The sequence below is a fragment of the Methylobacterium tardum genome, from assembly GCF_023546765.1.
In the GTDB taxonomy this organism is placed as follows: Bacteria; Pseudomonadota; Alphaproteobacteria; order Rhizobiales; family Beijerinckiaceae; genus Methylobacterium; species Methylobacterium tardum.
The window spans coordinates 500,075-522,413 of the sequence record NZ_CP097484.1; the positions used below are offsets into that span (position 1 = coordinate 500,075).

Genomic DNA, 22,339 nt, shown 5'->3' on the forward strand with positions numbered 1-22,339 from the left:
GCCGGCCTGCGCGCTCTCCTGTGGGGCGCGGTCGGAAAATCGGAGGGTGCGGGTTGAGGCTGAGCGGCGCCTCCCGCACCCTCCGCCTGCAGTCCGCTCCGATGCGCGTCGGGGTGTCGGCAGGCCGTGTGGCGCCGCCTCGGGAACGGGTCTTCGAACGTGAGCATGCAAGTCCTGATCGTCGAGGACGAGGAGGCGCTGACCACGCTGCTGCGCTACAACCTTGAGGCCGAGGGCTTCCTCGCCGACTCGGCGGCCCGCGGCGACGATGCGGAGCTGCTCCTGGCCGAGCGGATTCCCGATCTCGTCCTGCTCGACTGGATGCTGCCCGGCCTCTCGGGGATCGAGCTCTGCCGCCGGATCCGGGCGCGCCGGGAGACCGAGCGGCTGCCGGTGATCATGCTCACTGCCCGCGGCGAGGAGGGCGACCGGATCCGCGGTCTCGGCACGGGCGCCGACGACTACATCGTCAAGCCGTTCTCCGTGCCGGAGCTGCTGGCCCGGATCCGCGCGCTGCTGCGCCGGGCCAAGCCTGCCCACAGCTCGGATCGGCTGGCCGCCGGCGATCTCGAACTCGACCGGACCGGCCACCGCGTCCGCCGCGGCGGCGAGGAGCTGCATCTCGGCCCGACCGAGTTCCGGCTGCTGGAATTCCTGATGCTGGCCCCGGGCCGGGTCTTCTCCCGCGAGCAGCTCCTCGACGGGGTCTGGGGCCATGACGTCTACATCGGCGAGCGCACCGTGGACGTGCATGTCGGGCGCCTGCGCAAGGCGCTGAACGGCCCGCGCCAGGCCGATCCGATTCGCACGGTCCGCGGCTCGGGCTACGCCTTCGGCGAGACCTTCTCGCTGGAGGCGTGAGGCGGCCGCACGGGCTCTCCGAAACGAACTTCGGTCCGGCGCACTGTCGTCGCGCGCATCGACGTGTACCGGAGCGGCGCGCGGCCGGTCGGCGTGGCGCTGCTGGATTGCTTCGCTCCGCTCGCAAAGACGGCGACCGCGCGTTGATGCATTAGGGGCTCGGATCCCAGAAAGGCTCAGCGGGCCAGCGCAGCACTCCGGCCGGACGAGGCCGGGACCGCATCCAGCGCCGCCAGAACCGTTCCCTCAGTCAGGATCTGCGGCAGCACCTGGGGCTCCCCGGTCCCGGCATAGAGCAGGTAGAGCGGTACGCCGCTGCGCCCGTACTTCTCCAGCAGGCGGGTGATCTCGGGATTCTGGTTGGTCCAATCGCCCTTCATGTAGGTCACGCCGCGCTCCGCCATCGCCGCCCGCACGGCCTTGGTGTTGAGCGAGGTCGCCTCGTTCACCGCGCAGGTGATGCACCACGCCGCCGTCATATCGATGAAGACCGGGCGGCGGGCGCTCACCAGCGCGTCGAGGCGCGCCTGCGTGAACGGCACGATCCCGTCGGCAGCAGCCTGCGCCGACGGGAGCGTGCGCTGCTGCGGGAGGGTCACGGCGAGCGCCGCGACGGTGACGATCGCCAGGATTGCGGCGGCCTGGGCGATTCGACCGGTGCGGGGCGCGGCGGCGCGTCCACGCTCCCAGGCCCAGGCGGCGAAGCCGACCAGAACCAGCCCGATCAGCGCCGCCAGCAGCCCGCGCGGATCGACCTGCTGCGCCAGCACCCAGACCAGCCACGCCACCGTCGCGTAGACCGGGAAGGCCAGGATCTGCTTGAGGACCTCCATCCAGGCGCCGGGCCGCGGCAGCGCCCGCAGGGCCGGCGGCCAGAGGGTCAGCGCCAGGAAGGGCAGGGCGAGGCCGAGGCCGAGGCTCGCGAATACCGCGAGCGCCACGCCGGCGCTCTGGGTCAGCGCGAAGCCCACCGCCGAGCCCATAAACGGCGCCGTGCAGGGCGTGGCCACGAGCGTCGCGAGCACGCCCGTGAAGAACGAGCCGCTCAGGCCCGCGCGCCGGGCGAGGCCGTCGCCGAGGCCGGCAAGCCGGCCGCCGACATGGACGACCCCCGACAGGCTGAGGCCCATCGCGAACAGCAGATAGGCCAGCCCCGCCACCACGATCGGCGATTGCAGCTGAAAGCCCCAGCCGATCGCCGCCCCGCCGCCCTTCAGGGCGATCAGCAGCGCTGCGAGGCCCAGGAAGCTCGCCAGCACGCCGGCGGTGTAGGCCAGGCCGTGGAGGCGGAGGCGACCGGGGCTCTCGCCGGCATGCCGGATCAGGCCGAGAACCTTGATCGACAGGACCGGGAAGACGCACGGCATCAGGTTGAGGATCAGGCCGCCGAGGAACGCGAAGGCCGCCGCGGTCGCGAGCGTCAGCGCGTCGACATCGGGCGCGATCGCCCGTGCCGCGGGCGCTTCCGGCGTGATGGCCGGAGCCGCCGTCGGCAGGACCGGCTCGTCGCCATACGCGAAGGCGAGCCGGCGGGGACCGGCCTCAGTGACCTCCTCGAGAGTGAGCACGCCCGGCAGCGCGGCGGGCGCCGGCTCGGTCGGGCTGCTGCGGGCGAGGGTGAGATGCAGGCCGGTCTCATCGACCGACATCACCTGCGCGGCGGCGTTGTCGATCGCCGTCTCGGAATAGGGGAAGAACGCGGCGTTCCGGACCGAATCCGGCTTGAGGCCCATTGCCGCGAAATCGAGCCGCAGCGTGTCGCCCTGACTTGCGAGATGCAGCGGCCAGAGCGGCGGGACGGGCAGGGCGGCCCGGGCGCGGGCGAACAGGGCGGCGTTGTCCGGATCGGGCCGGGGCTCGGCCACCGGCAGCGTCAGCGCGAGGTCGGCGGAGCCCGGCACGCACTCGGTCTCGCAGACGAGATAGGTGAGCTTCGCCCGGATTTGCACCGGGTCGGCCGGATCGAGGCTCGGCGGCGGGGTGACCGGCACTAGGAGCGTGACCTCGCCCTCGTAGCCGTAGTTCATCAGCGTGGCGATCGGGATGCGCTCCGGCGCCGGCCACCGGAGCGCCCCGGCGTTGAACCCCGCCGGCAGGGTCCAGGTCACCTCCGGCGGCAGGCCGGAATCGCCCGGATTGCGCCAGTAGACGTGCCAGCCGGGCTTCACCTCCATGCGCACGGCGAGGGTGAACGGCTGCGCACCCGCCACCGCGACAGGCTCGGCCACCAGGCTCGACCGCACAAGGTCCGGCGGCGTGCGGAAGCTCGATTGCAGACCCTGCGCCGCCGCGGCCGAGAGGCCTGCGGCCAGAGCCAGGATCAGGAAGGCGAGGCGACGGATCATGCTGTTCCTTCGCGCGCAGGGCCGGCGCGGTTTCACGCGCGGCGATGTCCGGCCCGGCGCGGGCTATTCCGTATCCGAACCGCTTAGCACGGAAGGCGCTTGTGGCGGCAGGCCGCGACGTCAGGCCGGGAGCGGCGCAGTGGCACGCTCCAGCCAGGCGCACGCCTCGGCGTCGAGGCCGGGCGCCAGGGTCTCGCGGACCCGCGCATGATAGGCGTCGATCCAGGCGCGCTCTCCCGGGTCGGCGAGAGCCGGCTCGATCAGCCGCCGGTCGTAAGGGGCAAGCGTCAGGGTCTCGAAGCCGAGCATCGGCCGCTCGCCTCCGGACATCGGACGGGGCTCCACCAGCACGAGGTTCTCGATCCGGATGCCGTAGGCGCCGCTCGCGTAGTAGCCGGGCTCGTTCGACAGGATCATGCCGGCCTCCAGCGGCACCGTGCCGGTCTTGGCGATGCGCTGCGGACCCTCATGCACCGACAGGAAGGCGCCGACCCCGTGGCCGGTGCCGTGATCGAAATCGAGCCCCGCCTGCCAGAGCGGCGCCCGGGCGAAGGCGTCGATCTGCGCGCCGGTCGTGCCGGTCGGGAAGACCGCGCGCGCGATGGCGACATGGCCCTTGAGCACCCGGGTGAAGCGGTCGCGCATCTCGGCGCTCGGCTCGCCCACCGCGACCGTGCGGGTTATGTCGGTGGTGCCGTCCGGGTATTGCGCGCCGGAATCGATCAGGAACAGCTCGCCGGGCCGGACCGTCCGGTCGCTGGCGCGGGTGACCCGATAATGGACGATCGCCCCGTTCGGGCCGGAGCCCGAGATCGTCGGGAACGAGACGTCGCGCAGGTCGCCGCCAGCGGAGCGGAAATCCTCCAGCGCCTCGACCGCGGCGATCTCGGTCACGCCGCCGGACGCGGCCGCCCCGTCGAGCCAGGCCAGGAAGCGCACGACGCTCGCCCCGTCGCGGATATGGGCGGCGCGCGCGCCCGCCACCTCGGCGGCGTTCTTGACCGCCTTCATGGCGGTGATTGGGTCCTTGCCGACATCGGCGGTGCCGCCGGCCGCCTCGATCTTCTCCTTGAGGGCGACCGCCCCGGTCGCGGCGTCCAGCCGGACGCGCACGCCGGCCAGGGAGGCCAGCCCGTCATCGAGGTCCGATCGGGGCAGAATCCCGGCGATCGGGGCCAGCGCCGCGCGCAGGGCCGGATCGACGTTCGGCGAGACCAGGAACAGCAGCGCCGCGCCCGCGCGCGGCAGGATCGCGTAGCCGAGCGCGAGCGGCGTATGCCCGACATCCGAACCGCGCAGGTTGAACACCCAGGCGAGATTGTGCGGGTCGGAGATCACGAGGGCATCGCAGCCGCCCTCCGCAAGGGCCGCGCGCACCCGGGCGAGCTTGTCGGCGGCCGTCTCGCCTGCAAGCGCGTCCGGCTGGACGACCACCGGCCCGGCGGCCGGCTTCGGCCGTCCGGCCCAGACCGCGTCGGCGAGGTTCGGCACGGCCCGCACCGTACCGCCCGCCTTCGTGACCGCGCGCTCAAGCCGCGCGAGCCCGTCGGGCGTGTGCAGCCAGGGATCGTAGCCGAGCACCTGATCGCGCTTGAGGTTGGCGCCGATCCAGCCTTCGGCCGTTGTTTCGGCGAGCGGCACGACCGTCACCAGGCCGGTGTCGACCTGCTCGGGCGCCTGCAAGGTGTAGCGGCCGTCCACCACCAGCGCCGCGGATTCCATCAGGATCACGGCGGTGCCGGCCGAGCCGGTGAAGCCGGTCAGCCACGCGAGACGCTCGGCATCGGCGGGGACATATTCCGACTGGTGCTCGTCGCCCCGCGGCACGACGAAGCCGTCGAGGCCGGTCTCCCGCAGGGCTGCGCGCAGGGCCTCGATGCGCTCAGGCCCCTTGCGATGGCTCGGATCGTCGAAGGTCTGGAAGCGCCGGCGCGGTGCGGTCGGGTCGAGTTCGGTCATGGGGCGAGCCTAGCGCCCGCCGGACCCGGCTCGCAACTGCGCAGCAATCGAAGCGGCACATGCTAATTTTGGGATTAAAAATCGCGAGCAATCTTATCACGCAGCCGAATTTGGCTTATTCCTGAGGCATGCCCCGCCGTGTTTATTATCGGATCAGCGACAGAGCGGACGGCCGCTTCGACGCCGTCGTGACGATCTCGAGCCGGACACAGTGGTCCGCCGCGACGGCTTCGAATCTCTCGCCGAACTCGAGGAGTGGATCGAAGGCCTGCGCGTTCTGATGGCGGCGCTCGGCGCGCCGGTGGCGCAGGCGGATGGGATCGAGCCGGCATCTCAGCCGGATACGCAGCCGCAGGGGCCGACATCCGCTGGGCGATTGCGCACGGCGCGGCAGTAGGATCTGCGGCGCAGTTCCGATCAACCGTTTCTGACCGGCAAATCAGGCGCGCGGTCGACCGGCGCGCCGTCATAGCCCTCAAGCCAGGCCGTGCGCGCCGCCGAATGCGCCGGATAGGGGCAGGCGTCCTTCGGTCGGCCCTGGGCCCGCGCGCGGGCGCCTTCCGTGATCGGATCCGCCGGCGGGTGGTGGAGCGACGTCTGGCTCATGCCAGGAAAACGCGGCGGCCTGTCTCCGGTTCAGCGCCGCGGGCGTCGGGCCGCACCGCCCCGCATCAGGACGAGGGCGACCCAGCCCTCGATCAGGCCGCGGCGTACGAGCGAGAAGCCCTGAGCCCGGTAGGCTGAGAGCACGCCGGACACGTCGCGCTCGATCAGGCCCGACAGGACGAGGACGCCTTCCGGGGCGACCACGCCCGCCAGGGTCGGGGCAAGCAGCCGCAGGGGCCGCGCCAGGATGTTGGCGAAGACCAGGTCGAAGTGCCGCGGCCGGTCCGCGAGGTGATGGCGCACCCCCGGCCCCTGGTAGAGCTTGAGATAGGGGCCGAGGCCGTTGGCCCGGGCGTTCTCGCGCGCGGTGCGCACCGCCTCGGCGTCGAGATCGCCCGCCACCACCGGCTGCCGCAAGGCCTTGGCGGCGGCAAAGGCGAGGATGCCGGTGCCCGTGCCGACGTCCAAGACGTGGGCCGGACGCCGCCGCTTCAGCTCGGAGACCAGAGCCCGGAGGCAGCCCAGCGTCGTCCCGTGATGGCCCGTGCCGAAGGCCAGGGCCGCCTCGATCTCGATGGGCAGGTCGTTCGCCCGTACCGTGTCGCGATCGTGCGAGCCGTGGACGACGAAGCGCCCGGCGCGGACGGGTTTCAGCCCCTCCAGCGAGGCGCGGACCCAATCCTGCTGCGCGATCGTGCGGAATTCGGCCGCGTCGGCGGCATCGCCGATCACCGGCCGGATCAGGGCACGGACGTAATCCTCGTCGGGTTCGTCGGCGAAGTAGGCTTCGAGCCGCCACGTGCGTCCGTCCTCATCCTCGAAGGCCGCCACTGCGGTCTCGGTCGGGTCGAACATCTCGCCCAGCAGATCGGTCATGGCCCGGGCCGAGCGTTCGTCGGTCAGCAGGCGCAGGACGTGGGACGGGCGGTGGGGCGGCAAGCCTTCGAGCATGGTTCTGGGCTGTAACGCCGGGACGCGCCACATCCCAGAGGCGGACGCGAAAAAATCCGGCGGCGGCCTGACACACCCCTTGCCCCAGGGCACGACCGCTTGTGGCCAGCCAGACACAGCCTGCAATACTTGTGAGTTCGCGCACCTAAATCAGTGTCCGGAGCCAATCGGTGTGCTTAAACAGTTCCGGCTCTCCCAAAGCCAGACCCTCAACTCAGGCGCGCCGATTTTCGCGACCCGGCGCGCCAGTTTTGCCAGATGACACGACGCCCATGAACTCGCCTTTCCTCATCAGCGTGGCCGTCGCGCTGGTCACCACCGGTGTGGCGACACTCTGGGCGTTGCTTGTGGCGGCCGACATGACCAGCTTGGCGGAGGCCGAGCCGACCGAGCGGCGCGACATCCGGACCTGGTGACGACGGGCATCGGGAGCCCAGGCGTGTCGTCGCGATTCGGAACGGCGAACGCCCAGGAATGCGGCACTGTGTTCACGCGTTAACCATAGGATCTTCGAAGGCGTGCGGAACCCGCTGCCTGGACCGACGTTTTTGCCGGCTTTTTCCGTGAATCACGATTGAGCAGGGTGCGTACAGCGTGACCAAGTCCAGGCGTTCCGGCCCCCGCGGGCCCGTGGTCGTCAACGATACGTCCGCGCCTTCCAGGCCGCGCGAGCGGATCTTCGGCGGGCCCGCGCCGGACGGGCCGCTGCCGGGTCACCTCCTCGTTCTTCTCAGCCGTCTGCATCGCGCCGAAGCGGCCCCGAAGGACCGTCCCGAGCCCCAGCACGGCTGAGCCCGCCGCGGGCCTGTGCGGCCGCCCTTGGCCGCGTGGACGGGCCTCTCTATGATCACCGTCGTACCCGGCCGGATATAACGGGTTGCGACAGGGATAGTCACCGCATGCGCCTGACCCGACGGATCGTGGCCGCCCTCGTCCTCGGCACGCTGGCGCTCGTTCCCACGGCCCCGCCGGCTCGCGCGGGCGAGCCCGTCGTGGTGTTCGCTGCGGCGAGCCTGAAGAACGCGCTGGACGCGGCTTCGGCCGCCTGGACGAAGGAGACCGGCAAGACCGCCCGGATCTCCTATGCGGGCTCGAATGCCCTGGCGAAGCAGATCGAGGCGGGCGCTCCGGCGGACCTGTTCATCTCGGCGGACCAGGCCTGGATGGATTATGTCGAGCAGGCGGGGCTGCTGGAGCCGGATTCCCGCTTCGATCTCCTGCGCAACGCGCTGGTGCTGATCGCGGCCGGCCCCCAGAACCCGGGCTCGGATCCGCGGATCGCCCTGGCGCCGGATCTCGGGACCACGCTGTCGCGCGTGCTCGGCGGCGGGAAGCTCGCCATGGCGACCATCGATGCCGTCCCGGCCGGCAAGTACGGCAAGGCCGCCCTTGAGAAGCTCGGCGCCTGGGATGCGGTGAAAGGGCAGGTCGCGCAGGCCGAGAACGTGCGCGCCGCCCTGCTGCTCGTCGCCCGCGGCGAGGCTCCGCTCGGCATCGTCTACGCCACGGATGCGGCCGCCGATCCGAGCGTCCACGTGGAGGCGACCTTCCCCTCCGACAGCCATCCGCCGATCGTCTATCCCGCCGCCCTTCTCAAGGATTCGCACAACCCGGACGCCGCCGCCCTGCTGACCTACCTGCGCGGCCCGGGGGCTCGGGGCGCCTTCGAGCGCCAGGGCTTCACGGTCATCGGGGCGCAGAGCGCCGGCCGGTAGCGTCGCCGCGCCGCCGTGCTCGGCTTCACCCCGGAGGAATGGACCGCCGTCGCCCTGAGCCTGCGGGTGGCGGCGGTGGCGACGCTCGCGAGCCTGGGTCCGGGCCTCGCCGTGGCGTGGCTGCTCGCCCGGCGCCGGTTTCCCGGCCGCGCGCTCCTCGACGGGCTGGTCCACCTGCCGCTGATCCTGCCTCCCGTAGTCACCGGCTACCTGCTGCTGCTGACCTTCGGCCGACGTGGCCTGTTCGGCAGCGCGCTCGCCGAGATCGGCCTCGTCTTCTCGTTCCGCTGGACCGGGGCCGCGCTGGCCTGCGCGATCATGGGGTTTCCCCTCATGGTGCGGGCGATGCGGCTGTCGATCGAGGCGGTGGACCGGCGGCTGGAGCAGGCGGCGGCAACCCTGGGCGCGAGTCCGCTCGCGGTGTTCCTGACCGTGACCGTGCCGCTGAGCCTGCCCGGCTGCATCGCGGGGGCCGTGCTGGCCTTCGCCAAGGCGATGGGCGAATTCGGCGCGACCATCACCTTCGTGTCCAACATCCCGGGGGAGACTCAGACGCTGCCGTCGGCCATCTACACGCTGACGCAGGTCCCCGGCGGCGAGGGGCCGGCCCTGCGCCTCACCCTGATCTCGATCGCCCTATCTGTGACGGCGCTGCTCGTGTCCGAGTTCCTGGCGGCCCGGGCAGCGCGGCGGCTGGGAGCGGGCTGACATGACGGCATCGATCCGCTGCCCGTCGGAGGTGCGATCCCGGACCATCCAGCGTACGTCCGGAAGGCAGGGAGCCCGCAATGCTGTCCTTCGGCCGATCGTTGGCGCGGCAGGCGCAGACCTCCGTCATCCCGGGGCTGCGGCGCGGATCCCGGGATCCAGAGCCGCCGACGCGCCAAGGCTGAGCACCGGCCGCGCATCAAGATTTCGGTCTCACCGGCGGCGTCCCGGATTGACGAGCGGACACGCGGTGATCGCGCCAGCCGACACGGCTTCAGGCGTACGCGTAGGGACCGCCCGCCTGCAGCGCGCGCTGATAGGCCGGGCGGGCGTGAATGCGCGCGAGCCATGCCTCGGCCTGCGGCCCGGCCCCTGTGCCGCGCGCCGCGAAGGCCTCCAGCGGGAAGCTCATCATGATGTCGGCGGCGGTGAAATCCGTTCCGCAGAAATACGGCTGGCCGGTGAGCTCCGTCTCCCAGTAGGCCGCGTGCCGGCGCAGATCCGGATCGGCGAAACCCTGGAGCACGCGCCCGGCGATCCGGCTCACCAGGGGACGCAGCAGCCACGGGCTGCTGGGGGCCAAACGGGAGAAGATCAGCTTGAGCAGAAGCGGCGGCATTGCCGACCCTTCGGCGTAATGCAGCCAGTAGACGTAGCGCGCATGCGCCTCCGTCCCCGGGGCGGGCACCAGCGCGCCGCCGGTCCTGCCGGTGAGATACGTCACGATCGCGCCGGTCTCGGCGATCACCGTCCCGTCCTCCGTGATCACCGGCGACTTGCCCAGCGGGTGGACGGCGACGAGGTCCGGCGGGGCGCGCAGGGTCCGCGGGTCGCGGGCGTAGCGCTGCACCCGGTAGGGCAGGCCGAGTTCCTCCAAGAGCCAGAGCACGCGCTGCGAGCGGCTGTTCTCGAGATGGTGGACCGTGATCATGGCGCGCGCGTCCGGACCGGCGCCGGAGCGCGCCGCGCCCCCTGTTACGCGAGTCGCTCCGCGTGAGCATCCAAGTCGACGTCCAGCTTCGGCGCGGGGCCTTCGCCCTTGAGGCCGCCTTCGCGGCCGGGCCGGGGCTCACCGCCCTGTTCGGGCGCTCGGGTTCGGGAAAGACGACGCTGATCGACCTGATCGCCGGGCTCGCCCGGCCGGACCGGGGCCGGATCGCGGTCGACGGCGCCGCGCTGGTCGATACCGCCGCCGGATTGTTCCTGCCGCCGCATCGGCGCCGCGTCGGTGTCGTCTTCCAGGATGCACGGCTGTTCCCGCATCTGAGCGTGCGGACCAATCTGGGCTACGGCCGCGTCTTCGCGCGGCACCGGCCTGATCCGGCGGCCTTCGCGTCGGTGACCGAGATGCTCGGTATCGGCCATCTTCTCGACCGACAGCCGGCGGGGCTCTCGGGGGCGAGCGGCAGCGGGTCGCGATCGGCCGGGCGCTGCTCGCCCAGCCCCGCCTCCTGCTGATGGACGAGCCGCTGGCTGCGCTGGACGAGGCCCGCAAGGCCGAAATCCTGCCCTATATCGAGCGCCTGCGCGACGAGGCCGGGGTGCCGATCGTCTATGTCAGCCACGCCGTCTCGGAGGTGGCGCGGCTCGCCACCACGGTGGTCGTGCTGGAGGCGGGGCGCGTAGCTGCCGCCGGCCCCGCGGAGGCGATCCTGCGCCGCGCCGACCTCGTGCCGATCCACGAGGCCGAGGCCGGCGCGTTGCTCGACATGGTCGTGGCGGACCGAGATCCGGAGACGGGCCTGACGCGCCTGACCGGAGCCGCGGGCCAGCTGCTGGTGCCTGGACCGGCGCGCGCGCCGGGGGCGCGCCTGCGGGTGCGTATCCCGGCCCGGGACGTCCTGGTCGCCACCGAGCGTCCTCGAGGCCTCAGCGCGCGCAACATCCTCGCGGGCCGTGTCAGCGCGCTGACACCGTCCGGCACGGAGATCCTGGTGGAGATCGACTGCAAAGGGGCGCCGCTCGCCGCGCGCCTCACCGCGGCGGCGGTGCGTGAACTCGGTCTCGTGCCGGACAGCCCTGTCTACGCGATCATCAAGAGCGCGGCCTTCGATCCCGCGGGGATCGGCACGCTGAAGCCCCCCGTCGCGATCTGAACGCAAGCCGCGCCGACCGCTCCCGGTCTAGCCGAGCTGCGTCAGCAGCGTGAAGGCACCGAAGATCAAGACCGCACCGACCGAGGCCGCCAGCAGAATGAGAGCGGCGCGCGACTCCCGTATTTCCGGCGACATGGCTCCCCTCCGGTCCCGGCGCGCGTTGGCCCGCGGCACGACAGGGCCAGATTTGCACCGTTCCGCCGGCCTGTCGACACGCACGGCACCACACCCTCGACAGGGCAAACCAATTGACGCGAGCGGTCGAGTCGGAGCATGTTTGTACCGATCGGTACAAACATGCGCAGGGATGAGCACGATGTCGGACCGCCCCCGTTTCCGCCTTTTACCGCCGAGACCGCGGCCCAGAAGGCCCGCATGGCCGAGGACGCCTGGAACGGGCGCGATCCGGAGCGCGTGTCGCTTGCCTACACGCCGGACAGCGTCTGGCGGAACCGCAGCGAGTTCTTCACGGGCCGTGAGGCCATCGTCGCCTTCCTCCAGCGCAAATGGGCGAAGGAACTGGATTATCGGCTGATCAAGGAGCTCTGGACCTTCGGGGGCGACCGCATCGCGGTGCGCTTCGCCTATGAGTGGCACAACGCGGAGGGACACTGGTTCCGGTCCTACGGCAATGAGAACTGGGAGTTCGACGCGCACGGCCTGATGCGGCGGCGGATCGCCAGCATCAACGACCTTTCGATTGAGGAGTCGGAACGGAAGTTCCACTGGCCGCTGGGCCGCCGCCCCGACGACCATCCGGGCCTCAGCGATCTCGGCCTCTGACGGCTGTGGCCGGTCGGGCCGGGCTGCTCCCCGTGCTGGCGGAGGTGTTTCGCGAGCACGGCTATGAGGGCGCCAGCCTGGCGCTGATCAGCCGTGCAACCGGGCTGGGCAAGGGCAGCCTGTACAACCTCTTCCCCGGCGGGAAAGCCGAGATGGCGGCCTGCGTGCTGGCCGAGATCGACGCGTGGTTCGAGGCCAACCTGTACGCGCCGCTTCGCGAGGCGGACCCGCCGGCCGAGGCGGTGTCGGCCATGTTCGACGCCGTCCAGGCATATTTCCGCTCCGGCCGGCGGGTCTGCCTCGTGGGCGTGGTGGCGCTCGGCTCGGAGCGCGAGCGCTTCGCCGAGGCGGTGCAAAGCTACTTCGCGCGCTGGGTGGCGGCGCTGGCCGATGCCCTGAAGCGATCGGGCCGGGACGACGCGGCGAGCGTCGCTCTGGCGGAGGAGGTCGTCGCCCAGATCCAGGGGGCGATCGTCCTGGCGCGGGCCCTCGGCGAGCCCGCGCTCTTCAGCCGAGCGATGACCGCCCTGAGGGCCAGGGTCGCCGCGATCTGAGCGCCGCGACGATCCTGCGCCCGTTGATCAGGCGGCCGTGCGGCGCTCGACCATCCGCGCTAGGAAAGCGCTGCCGATCGGGATGATCGAGTCGTCCGAAGTTGTAGCCGGCATTGTGCAGGCCCGGGCCGGGATTCGCGCCGAGCCAGACATAGGCACCGGGCACCGCCATGGTCATGTCGGCGAAATCCTCGCTGCCCATTTTGGGGACGACGTTCGCCTCGACCTTGTCGGCCCCCAACAGCTCGGTGGCGACCTCCGTGGCCGCCGCCGCCTGCTCGGGCGCGTTCTCCAGCACGGAGAACACGTCCTGCAGGTCGACCGTGACCTCGGCGCCGTAGGCGGCAGCGAAGCCCGCCGCCAGCTCGCGCATGCGGGTACCGGCGAGCGCCCGGATTTCCTTGTCGAAGGTGCGGATCGTGCCGGCGAGATGCGCCGTCTCCGGGATCACGTTGTAGGCGGAGCCCGCCTCGATCCGGGTGATCGACAGCACGATCGACTTCAGCGGGTCGGCGTTGCGCGAGACGATCGACTGGAGCGCCTGAGCGAGCCCGGTGGCGATGATGATCGGGTCGACGCCGCGATGCGGCTGGGCCGCGTGGATGCCCTTGCCGCGGATATGGATGTCGAAAAAGTCGGCCGCCGCCATGATCGGCCCGGGCCGGAGCTTGATCATGCCGTGGCCGCCGCCGGGCTGGTTGTGCAGCCCGTAGATCTCGTCGCAGGGGAAGCGCTCGAACAGCCCGTCCTTCAGCATGGCCCGGGCGCCGCCGCGGCCTTCCTCGGCCGGCTGGAACACGAACACCGCGGTGCCGTCGAAGTCGCGGGTCTCGGCGAGGTAGCGGGCCGCGCCGACCAGCATCGTGGTGTGCCCGTCATGGCCGCAGGCGTGCATCTTGCCGGCATAGGTCGAGCGGTAGGGGAGGTTGGTCTCCTCCTCGATGGGCAAGGCGTCCATGTCGGCGCGCAGGCCGATGCGTTTCCCGTTGTCGGTGCGGCCCTTGAGCAGGCCCACCACCCCGGTGCCGCCGACGCCGCGATGCACCTCGCAGCCGAATTTCTCGAGGAGATCGGCCACGATGCCGGCGGTGCGCACCTCCTCGAAGCCGAGCTCCGGATGGGCGTGCAGATCGCGGCGCAGGGCCGTCAGCTCGTCGGCATAGGTCTTGATGTGGTCGATCGGGCTCATGTCTCGGAACTCTCGGGGGTGATGTCTTGGAAGGGACGGTCTTCGGAGGCGGGGCCTCGGGACGCGCCGCGCCGTCGCAGGCGCCGCCCTCATCCGTACGCCGGAACGGCGTCAGCGTGTCGAGGACGTCGACCGCCTCGGCGACGTGGGCGCGTTCCCGCTGCAAGTAATCGGCCACGGCGCGGCGCAGGGCCGGGTCGGCGATGTCGTGGGCCGAGTGCATCAGGACCGGCCGGTAACCGCGGGCGAGCTTGTGCTCGCCCTGGGCGCCCGCCTCAACGCGCTTCAGGCCGCGGGCAATCGCGAAATCGATCGCCTGATAGTAGCAGACCTCGAAGTGCAGGAACGGGTGATCCTCGATGCAGCCCCAGTTGCGCCCGTAGAGCGCCGTGTCGCCGATCAGGTTGATCGCGCCGGCGATGTAGGCATTGTTGCGCTTGGCCATTACCAGCAGCACGCGGTCGGCCATCCGCTCGGACAGGAGCGAGAAGAACCGGCGATTGAGGTAGGGCCGCCCCCACTTGCGGGAGCCCGTGTCGGTGTAGAAGGCGTAGAACGCGTCCCAGTGCGCCTCGGTGATGTCCGCGCCGGTCAGGTGCTCCACGGAGATGCCGGGTGCGAGCGCGTCGCGGCGCTCCTTGCGGATGGTCTTGCGCTTGCGCGAGGCCAGGGCGGCGAGAAAGTCGCCGAAGCGCCCGTAGCCGTCGTTCTGCCAGTGGAACTGCTGGTCGGTGCGCTGCAGGAAACCCGCTGCGCCGGCCCGGTTCCACTCGGCCTCGCGCATGAAGGTGACGTGGATCGAGGAGGCCTTGGTCTCGGCCCGCAGGGCCCGCAGGCCCGCGACGAGGCCGGCGGTGGCCTCATCGGGATCGGCGCCCGGGGCGATCAGGAAGCGCGGGCCGGTCACGGGGGTGAACGGCACGCTCACCTGGAGCTTGGGGTAGTATTCGCCGCCGGCCCGCTCGTAGGCATCGGCCCAGCCGTGGTCGAACACGTACTCGCCCTGGCTGTGCGTCTTCAGATAGCAGGGCACCACGCCGAGGCGCGCGCCGTCGCGCTCCACGGAGACGTGGAGCGGCAGCCAGCCGGTCCTGCGGGAGACGCAGCCCGAATCCTCCAGGGCCGACAGGAACGCGTGCGACACGAAAGGGTTATGCGTCTCGTCGCCGGCCGCCAGGGTCTCGGGGGAGAAGGCGCAGGCATCCCATTCCGCCGCGCCGATGTCCTTCAATCCGGGCAGCGCCCGCACGGTGAGCGTGGGGGTCTCCGGCATCGGCCCGGGTGCTTGCTTCATGAGCGAGAGTCTAGCCGGTGTCCGGAGCGGAGCAAGCGGGCGGATGCGCGCGGCGGCGATGGCAGCCTTTCAACCGGGCGCCTAACGAAACCGCTTTCACATCCTTTGGCCGACGACGAAGCCCAGGCGCCTCACTCGCTGAACCGGCCGACGCAGGAGACGTCGCCCTCGCTGCAGGTTAGATACCCGTTCAGCACCGAAGTTCGCGCGGCTGTGACACGCGCCAGGCAGTCCGCGCGGACCTGCGGCTGCATGGAGCCGCCCTCGACGCCCATCGCCTCCAGGGCGCAGCTCGCGTCCCGGAACGGCAGCCACGCCTTCTGTGCCACGCGCAAACCGTCCTTCGCCCTGGGGCTGATCTGCTTCATCAGCCGGGTATACGCCTGGTTCATCGTCGCATCCGCGCGGTCGTACGCGGCCCCGGCGCAGGCGTTCAGATCCATCTGGGTCGCGCCGGTGCAGGGATCGTCCGCCGTGGCCGGTCCGGCGGTGATCAGGAACGCCGTGAGGCCGACGAACAGCCTTCGCTTCACGGCACGAACCCCTCGAACACCATCTGGTCCGCATGCGTGCCCGCACGGGCGCGCTGATCCTCGGTCCGGACCGTCCAGGTCATCACCGGGATCCGGCCGAGTAGCCGGCACAGATACGTCGGCGCGCAGGGCAGGTCGCCGACGCGCCAGGACAGGAAATCCGGCCGCGACTCGGCGAAGTGCAGGAGGTTGGACAAAGCCGGCGGGCGCTCGGCGGGAGCGCCGCGTAGATCGGGTCGTCCTGCGTGGTCTCCGCCACGATTCCGCGCGGGACCGTCGGCGGGCAGAGGTCCCGCAGGGCCGCGACGATCTGCGGGTCGAAGGATTTCAGCGCCACCGGGCCCGTGTAGGCCGCCGCGACGTCGGCGGCGCGGGTGGCGAGCCGCAGGTCGCCGTCGTAGCGGGACTTGACCTCGATCACCACCGGAACGGCGCCGTCCACCGCCGCCAGGAAGGCCGATAGCGTCGGCATCGTCTCGGCGGAGCCGGCGATCCCGAGGCGCCCGAGCGAGGCCGCGGATTTCGACGCGACCGATCTGCTCGCCTCCGTCAGACGCCCGAGGGCGGCGTCGTGGAACACCATCGCCTCGCCGTCGGCGCTCAATTGCACGTCGCACTCGATGGCGAAGCCGCCGGCCACCGCCGCCCGGGCCGCCGCCAGGGTGTTCTCCGGCCGGCCCGCCGCGCGGTCATGAAGCCCGCGATGGGCGATCGGCCGTGCGGTGAGCCAGTCGGGCGCGGCCATGGCTACCGGACCTCGAACATGGCCTCGACCTCGACGGCAGCGTCGAGGGGCAGCTCCGCCACGCCGACGGTCGAGCGGGCGTGACGCCCGCGATCGCCGAGCAACTCGACCATCAGGTCGGAGGCGCCGTTCATGACGCCGGCCACCGCCGAGAAGCCCGGCGCCGCGTTGATGAAGCCGCCGAGCCGCACGCACTGGACCACCGCGCGGTCGAGGTCGGTCACCGCGGCCTCGAGCTGGGCGAGCACGTTGAGGGCACAGAGCCGGGCGGCCGCCTTGCCGGCCTCGGCCGAGACGTTGCCGCCGACCTTGCCCGTGTGCTCGGCGGCGAGCTTGCCGTCCGTGCCGAAGCAGATCTGGCCGGAGATCACCACGAGCGCGCCCGTGCGCACGAACGGCACGTAGTTCGCCACCGGCGCCGCCGCTTTCGGCAGGGCGAGGCCCAGAGCCTCCAGGCGTTCCTTGACCGTGCTCATCGCGATCTCCCTCGCTGACTGAAATCCGCCCGAGGCTGGAGCATGGCCGCCCCCCGCCGCGCAAGGAAAAAGACCGGCTGAACGATCGGGTCATCAGCGGTTTGACGGTGTCGCGCAGAGCAGCCGCGCGCGCGCGCCGAGCATAGAAACGTTGACAGCGCCGGCCTCTTTCATAGTAATCGCGCGCGTGCCGCCCATCACTGAGGCGGCACTTTCATTTGGAGCCGGCTACGCTTGCTCCGCGACTTTTGCCTGAAACGGAGATGGGACCCGTGACGTCAGCCCTTCTGCCGACCTACGTCCGCGCGCCGCTCGCCTTCGAGCGCGGCGAGGGCGCCTGGCTCGTGACGGAGGGCGGCGAGCGATATCTCGACTTCGGTGCCGGTATCGCGGTCAACGGACTCGGCCATGCCCATCCGCACTTGGTCAACGCCCTGACCGAGCAGGCGGCCAAGATCTGGCACACCTCGAACCTGTTCCAGATTCCCGGCGGCGAGCGCCTCGGGCAGCGCCTGGTCGACGCGACCTTCGCGGACGTGGTGTTCTTCTGCAACTCGGGGGCCGAGGCGAACGAGGCGGCGATCAAGATCGCCCGGAAGTATCACGCCGCCGGCGGCCAGCCCGAGCGGTTCCGGATCGTTACCTTCGCGGGCGCTTTCCACGGGCGCACGCTGGCGACTCTCGCGGCCGGCGGCCAGCAGAAATACATCGAGGGCTTCGGGCCCAAGGTGGAGGGTTTTGATCAGGTCCCGGCCGGCGACTGGGCGGCGCTCGAGGCGGTGATCGGCCCCGAGACGGCCGCGCTGATGATCGAGCCGATCCAGGGCGAGGGCGGCGTGCGGGAGATCCCCCATGCGGATCTGCGCCGGCTGCGCGAGATCTGCGACGCCAACGGTCTCCTGCTGATCATGGACGAGGTCCAGACCGGCGTCGGCCGCACCGGGCGTCTGTTCGCCCACGAATGGTCCGGCATCACCCCGGACATCATGAGCGTCGCGAAGGGAATCGGCGGCGGCTTCCCCCTCGGCGCCTGCCTCGCGACCCGAGAGGCGGCCCGCGGCATGACTGCCGGCACGCACGGCACCACCTTCGGCGGCAACCCGCTCGCCATGGCGGTGGGCAACGCCGTGCTCGACGTCGTCTTGGAAGAGGGCTTCCTGGAGCGCGTCGCCCGATCTGGCCTCATCCTCAAGCAGAAGCTCGCCGCCCTGCGCGACCGGCACCCCCACGTCTTCGAGGAGATCCGCGGCGAGGGGCTGATGCTCGGGCTCAAGCTCGGCGTGCCGAACACCGATTTCGCCGCCGCGGCCCGGGACGCGCATCTCCTGGTGATCCCAGCGGGCGACAACATCGTCCGCCTCCTGCCGCCGCTCACCATCGGCGACGCCGAGATCGATGAGGCCGTCCGGCGCCTCGACGCGGCGGCGTCCGGCTTCGAGGCCGTGCGCGGAGCCGCCGAGTAAGGTCAGAGACCGGATTTCAGAACACCGTCCCCGCGCCGCGGGGGGCGGCTCGAAGCGTTTCCGGGCGCGCGCGATCCCGCCGCGCCGGACGGAGACGCCCCTGCAAGGAGGTAGAGTGCGGTTCATGATCAGGTGATCGTTGAGCAGACTCTAGGTAACGTGACGCGATGAAAGCCCAGATTGACGGCCGGGCCCAGGCCCCGGCCCCGCACCTGAACGGTGCCGGCCCTCGCCATTTCCTCGACCTCAAGGATTTCTCCGGTGCGGAGCTGCGCCGGGTCCTCGATGCCAGCGCCGCCATCAAGGCGCGCCGCCGCAAGGGCGAACTCGCGACCGAGCGGCCGCTCACGGGCAAGACCCTGGCGATGGTGTTCGACCGCCCCTCGACCCGCACCCGCGTCTCGTTCGACGTGGCGATGCGCGAACTCGGCGGCGAGACCCTGATGCTCACCGGCTCCGAGATGCAGCTCGGCCGCGGCGAGACGATCGGCGATACCGCGCAGGTTCTGTCCCGCTTCGCCGACGCGATCATGATCCGCATCCTCGACCACGGTCAGATGCTGGAACTCGCCGAGTACGCCACGGTGCCGGTGATCAATGCGCTGACCAAGGTCTCGCATCCGTGCCAGATCATGGCGGACGTGCTGACCTTCGAGGAGCATCGCGGGCCGATCAAGGGCCGGACCGTGGCGTGGTCGGGCGATTCCAACAACGTGCTGGCCAGCTGGGTCCACGCGGCGGCGCGGCTCGACTTCACGCTCAACGTGGCGAGTCCCCCCGAACTCGCGCCGCCGCCCGCGCTGCTCGCCTGGGCCAAGCAGGAGGGCGCCGACCTCAACGTCACCACGGACGCCTTCGCGGCCGTGGACGGCGCCGATGCGGTGGTCACGGATTGCTGGGTGTCCATGGGCGACGACGACGAGGCCCACCGCCACAACCTGCTGAGCCCCTATCAGGTCAACGCCAAGCTGATGGCCGCGGCCAACCGGGACGCGATCTTCATGCATTGCCTGCCGGCCCATCGCGGCGAGGAGGTGACGGCGGAGGTCATGGACGGCCCGAGCTCGGTCGTGTTCGACGAGGCCGAGAATCGTCTGCACGCGCAGAAGGGGATCCTGGCCTGGTGCCTGGGCGCGGGCGGCCTCTGATCCGAGCGGCTCGCCCGGTCTCGCGCTGGTGGGGCCGGCGCCCCATATAGGCGTCAGCGGGCGGCACACGCCGCCCGCCTCCCCATCACGGCTGCCGACAGGCGGTCATCCCGGCGACGGATGTGGCGTGCTGCGCCGTCCTTCCCGCACGGGCCGGGCGGGGTGAGGGATTCGGTCGCTCCGCCAGGGACATCGCCTCACCCCGCCCGGCCCGTGCGGAGAACGAGGCCGCGCCCTGTCGGGACGGCCGCCTGATCCGGGAGCAGGGCGCCGCGGGCGCCGGACGCATCGATCGGAGAGGGTATGACCTCAGAAACGCAATCTCAGCCGCAGCACCAGACCGCCGGCAATGGCCACGCGGGCGAGGACGACGCCGTGCTGCCCTTCGCCGTGGAGGCTCTGGACGTGCGCGGGCGCGTGGTCCGGCTCGGCGATTCCGTGGACACGATCCTGCGCCGCCACGGCTATCCGGACCCGGTCGCCCGGCTGCTCGGCGAGGCGGCGGCGCTCACGGTGCTGCTCGGCTCCTCCCTCAAGTTTGAGGGCCGGTTCCAGCTCCAGACCAAGACCGACGGCCCGGTCGCGATGATCGTGGTCGATTTCGAGGCGCCCGACCGCCTGCGCGCCACCGCCCGGTTCGATGCGGAGCGCGTCGCGGCCCTGGGTTCCGGCCCGCTCAAAGATTCCGAGCTGATCGGCACGGGTCACCTCGCCATGACCATCGACCAGGGCACGGCCGCCAGCCGTTACCAGGGCGTGGTCGCCCTGGAAGGTCAGAGCCTGGAGGAGGCCGCCCACCAGTATTTCCGCCAGTCGGAGCAGATCCCCACGGAGGTGCGCCTCGCCGTGGCGGAGGCCGTGGACGAGATTGCGGGCCGCTGGCGGGCCGGCGGGCTGCTCGTGCAGTTCCTGCCGCAATCGGTCGACCGCGCCCGGCTCGCCGATCTGCCGCCGGGCGACATCCCGGAGGGGCACGCGCATCTCTCCGGCGCTGCGCCCGAGGACGATGCCTGGGTCGAGGCGCGCTCCCTGGTCGCCACGATCGAGGATCACGAGCTCGCCGACCCCAATGTCTCAAGCGAGCGCCTGCTCTACAGGCTGTTCCACGAGCGCGGGGTGCGGGTCTTCGAGCGTCAGCCCGTGCACGAGACCTGCCGCTGCTCCCGAGAGCGGGTGATGGGTATGATCCGTTCGTTCTCGCCGCAGGAGCGGCACGACATGGTGGCGGATGACGGGCGGATCGTCATCACCTGCGAATTCTGCTCTCGTCGATACGACCTCGATCCGCAGGAGGTCGAGGCCGAGATCGCCGAGCAGCCTAAGCAGTAGAGACCGAACTGAGACTGAGGGCGCGAGGCTATCACCCAGCGCTTACGGCCAAGCTTCGTCCGCGTAACGCGTTGATACCCGTATTCGTTGCGTGAATTTTTAAGGAGCCAGACCCGAACCGTTTCCGGACCTTCGACGTTGCGTGGCAGATTCAACATCGGAGGAATTCCCATGCGGAAATTGTCCATCGGTCTGGCCGCGCTGCTGATCAGCACCTCGGCCTATGCGCAACAGGGCGGCGCCGGCGCTGGCGCCGGGATGAGCGGCCGCGGCGGCCAGGGCGGAGCCGAGTCCGGCATGAAGGCCGGCGGCGGTGACCGCGGCGGCTTGCAGGGAGGCAGCCAGGCCGGATCCGATCGGGGCGGCGCCGATACGGGCCGCTCCGCTCAGGGCCGGGACGCGGGTGGCGAGGGCCGGATGGCCCAGGACCGCGGTCGCGCCGGTGCCGAGCGCGGGGATCGCGACGGCGCCCGCGCCGAGCGCAACGATCGGGGTGACCGCAACGGTGATCGTGCGGAGCGCGGCGACCGCAACGGCGCACGGGCGGAGCGCAACGAGCGCGGCGATCATCGCGACGGCCGTGCCGACTTCCGCGGCCGGACCGACGTGAGCAGCCGGACCGACGTGCGTTCGAACCGGGTCGAGGGCGGATACCGCCGCGAGGGCCGCTACGTGTTCATCGGCGGCCGCCGGGTCGTGTACGGCTCGCCGGAATATCGCCGCCTGATCGTCACCGAGAACCGCGGCCCGCGCGAGCGCTACGTCGTCATCCGCGGCCAGCGCGTCCTCTACGGCTCGCCGGAGTACAAGCGCCTCGTCAGCGTCCGCGAGAGCGGCCCGCGCGAGCGCTACGTGGTCGTGCGCGGCCACCGGGTCCTGTACGGCTCGCCTGAGTATCGTCGCCTCGTCTCAGTGCAGGAGGACCGCTTCGTCACGATCCGCGGTCACCGCGTGCGCTACGGCTCCGACGAGTACCGGCGCCTGAGCGGCGGCGGCACCGTCAGCGCCAGCTTCCGCTCCGAGCAGCGCGCCGGCGCGCGCTTCGACAAGCACGGCGAGCGGGACGGCATCCGCAACGCCTCGCGCAACGAGGGCCGGAATGACGGTCGCAACGAGGGCCGCATGGACCGCGGCCAGGATCGCGGGATGGACCGCACGGCCGGCCAGGACCGCAAGAACGACGGCATGCGCAACAGCGACATGCGCGGCGGCCAGCAGCAGGACGGCATCCGCAACGCCTCGGATCGCGGCGGTCAGCAGGGTGGCATGAAGGCTGGCGGCACCGAGGGCGGCCGGACGGGCGGCGCCGAGCGTGGCGGCATGAGCGGCGGCAGCATGGGCGGCGCCCAGGGCGCGGGCCGCTCGGGCGGCCAGTCCGGTGGCCAGACGGGTGCCGGCCGCAACTGAGGCGGACCGGACAAGATGGCGGGGAGGGGCCTCGGCGGCCCTTCCCGACAGCCCTGCGCAGCGGCGGGAATCATCCCGAGTGCCGCTGCGCGGCTCCGGGATGACGGCCCGGATACACCGATGGACCGGGATTTACGGGTTGCTCACCGCCCGGACCTCACATGCGGCCTGTCGACC

The 22,339-nt window shown here is 71.3% G+C and carries 18 protein-coding genes and 4 pseudogenes; 12 read left to right on the top strand and 10 right to left on the bottom strand.

Translation table 11 applies throughout. The features are described 5' to 3' along the window. Positions 1-165: 165 nt before the first annotated feature. A complete protein-coding gene (gene phoB / locus M6G65_RS02365; RefSeq protein WP_250103520.1) occupies positions 166-861 on the top strand; it encodes a phosphate regulon transcriptional regulator PhoB in 696 nt (231 codons plus the stop codon). Between the two features lie 176 nt (positions 862-1,037). Here the strand turns inward: phoB and M6G65_RS02370 are convergent, their stop codons facing one another. After that, positions 1,038-3,206 carry a protein-disulfide reductase DsbD family protein gene (locus M6G65_RS02370; RefSeq protein ID WP_238196548.1) on the bottom strand — a complete coding sequence of 723 codons (2,169 nt, stop codon included), beginning with the start codon at positions 3,204-3,206 and terminating at the stop codon, positions 1,038-1,040. A gap of 120 nt (positions 3,207-3,326) precedes the next feature. After that, positions 3,327-5,165 (bottom strand): aminopeptidase P family protein, encoded by a 1,839-nt coding sequence (locus M6G65_RS02375; RefSeq protein WP_250103521.1) that lies wholly within the window; start codon positions 5,163-5,165, stop codon positions 3,327-3,329. A gap of 211 nt (positions 5,166-5,376) precedes the next feature. Here M6G65_RS02375 and M6G65_RS02380 point away from each other — a divergent pair, with 211 nt between their 5' ends. Beyond that, a complete protein-coding gene (locus tag M6G65_RS02380) occupies positions 5,377-5,562 on the top strand; it encodes a hypothetical protein (RefSeq protein WP_250103522.1) in 186 nt (61 codons plus the stop codon). A 20-nt stretch (positions 5,563-5,582) separates the two neighbouring features. Here the strand turns inward: M6G65_RS02380 and rmf are convergent, their stop codons facing one another. Further along, on the bottom strand, positions 5,583-5,771 hold the full coding sequence (gene rmf, locus M6G65_RS02385) for a ribosome modulation factor (RefSeq protein WP_192708542.1): 189 nt from the start codon (positions 5,769-5,771) through the stop codon (positions 5,583-5,585). 30 nt (positions 5,772-5,801) lie between these two features. Further along, a complete protein-coding gene (locus M6G65_RS02390) occupies positions 5,802-6,722 on the bottom strand; it encodes a 50S ribosomal protein L11 methyltransferase (RefSeq protein ID WP_238196545.1) in 921 nt (306 codons plus the stop codon). Positions 6,723-6,994: 272 nt separating this feature from the next. On the opposite strand from M6G65_RS02390, the gene M6G65_RS02395 reads away from it, so the two are divergent. From M6G65_RS02395 to modB, 3 genes are all read left to right on the top strand, one after another. Next, entirely contained in the window at positions 6,995-7,138 is a 144-nt protein-coding gene (locus M6G65_RS02395; protein ID WP_192708544.1) for a hypothetical protein, read from the top strand. Positions 7,139-7,621: 483 nt separating this feature from the next. Further along, complete coding sequence (modA, locus tag M6G65_RS02400) at positions 7,622-8,437, top strand: molybdate ABC transporter substrate-binding protein (RefSeq protein ID WP_238196544.1); 816 nt, start codon at positions 7,622-7,624, stop codon at positions 8,435-8,437. Positions 8,438-8,452: 15 nt separating this feature from the next. Then, a complete protein-coding gene (gene modB, locus M6G65_RS02405; RefSeq protein WP_238196543.1) occupies positions 8,453-9,145 on the top strand; it encodes a molybdate ABC transporter permease subunit in 693 nt (230 codons plus the stop codon). Between the two features lie 274 nt (positions 9,146-9,419). On the opposite strand, the gene M6G65_RS02410 is transcribed toward modB, so the two are convergent. Beyond that, positions 9,420-10,076, bottom strand: a complete 657-nt coding sequence (locus tag M6G65_RS02410; RefSeq protein WP_250103523.1) for a glutathione S-transferase — start codon at positions 10,074-10,076, stop codon at positions 9,420-9,422. A 62-nt stretch (positions 10,077-10,138) separates the two neighbouring features. Between M6G65_RS02410 and modC the strand changes: the two are divergent. From modC to M6G65_RS02425, 3 genes and pseudogenes are all read left to right on the top strand, one after another. After that, a pseudogene (gene modC, locus M6G65_RS02415) lies at positions 10,139-11,241 on the top strand (molybdenum ABC transporter ATP-binding protein). Positions 11,242-11,538: 297 nt separating this feature from the next. Beyond that, positions 11,539-12,024: a nuclear transport factor 2 family protein gene (locus M6G65_RS02420; protein WP_250103524.1), complete on the top strand. Its 486-nt coding sequence runs from the start codon at positions 11,539-11,541 to the stop codon at positions 12,022-12,024. A gap of 5 nt (positions 12,025-12,029) precedes the next feature. Beyond that, entirely contained in the window at positions 12,030-12,578 is a 549-nt protein-coding gene (locus M6G65_RS02425) for a TetR/AcrR family transcriptional regulator (protein WP_250103525.1), read from the top strand. Positions 12,579-12,605: 27 nt separating this feature from the next. Here the strand turns inward: M6G65_RS02425 and M6G65_RS02430 are convergent. The 5 genes and pseudogenes from M6G65_RS02430 to M6G65_RS02450 all read right to left on the bottom strand — a co-directional run bounded on the left by M6G65_RS02430 (position 12,606) and on the right by M6G65_RS02450 (position 16,815). Next, positions 12,606-13,767, bottom strand: a pseudogene (locus M6G65_RS02430) (M20 aminoacylase family protein). A gap of 88 nt (positions 13,768-13,855) precedes the next feature. Next, a pseudogene (locus M6G65_RS02435) lies at positions 13,856-15,061 on the bottom strand (GNAT family N-acetyltransferase); the annotation flags it as partial. A gap of 131 nt (positions 15,062-15,192) precedes the next feature. Beyond that, positions 15,193-15,594 (bottom strand): lysozyme inhibitor LprI family protein, encoded by a 402-nt coding sequence (locus M6G65_RS02440; RefSeq protein ID WP_238196536.1) that lies wholly within the window; start codon positions 15,592-15,594, stop codon positions 15,193-15,195. Continuing rightward, a pseudogene (locus M6G65_RS02445) lies at positions 15,591-16,339 on the bottom strand (glycerophosphodiester phosphodiesterase family protein). The gene M6G65_RS02440 and the pseudogene M6G65_RS02445 overlap by 4 nt, the downstream one beginning before the upstream one ends. Before the next feature lie 2 nt (positions 16,340-16,341). Next, on the bottom strand, positions 16,342-16,815 hold the full coding sequence (locus M6G65_RS02450; RefSeq protein WP_238196534.1) for a RidA family protein: 474 nt from the start codon (positions 16,813-16,815) through the stop codon (positions 16,342-16,344). 272 nt (positions 16,816-17,087) lie between these two features. On the opposite strand from M6G65_RS02450, the gene M6G65_RS02455 reads away from it, so the two are divergent. From M6G65_RS02455 to M6G65_RS02470, 4 genes are all read left to right on the top strand, one after another. Beyond that, positions 17,088-18,278, top strand: coding sequence for an aspartate aminotransferase family protein (locus tag M6G65_RS02455; protein WP_238196533.1), 1,191 nt, complete (start codon positions 17,088-17,090; stop codon positions 18,276-18,278). A 167-nt stretch (positions 18,279-18,445) separates the two neighbouring features. Then, on the top strand, positions 18,446-19,426 hold the full coding sequence (gene argF, locus M6G65_RS02460) for an ornithine carbamoyltransferase (RefSeq protein WP_250103526.1): 981 nt from the start codon (positions 18,446-18,448) through the stop codon (positions 19,424-19,426). Positions 19,427-19,729: 303 nt separating this feature from the next. Beyond that, positions 19,730-20,755: an Hsp33 family molecular chaperone gene (locus M6G65_RS02465; protein WP_250103527.1), complete on the top strand. Its 1,026-nt coding sequence runs from the start codon at positions 19,730-19,732 to the stop codon at positions 20,753-20,755. Positions 20,756-20,926: 171 nt separating this feature from the next. Further along, complete coding sequence (locus tag M6G65_RS02470; protein ID WP_238196530.1) at positions 20,927-22,162, top strand: hypothetical protein; 1,236 nt, start codon at positions 20,927-20,929, stop codon at positions 22,160-22,162. Positions 22,163-22,339 lie beyond the last annotated feature (177 nt).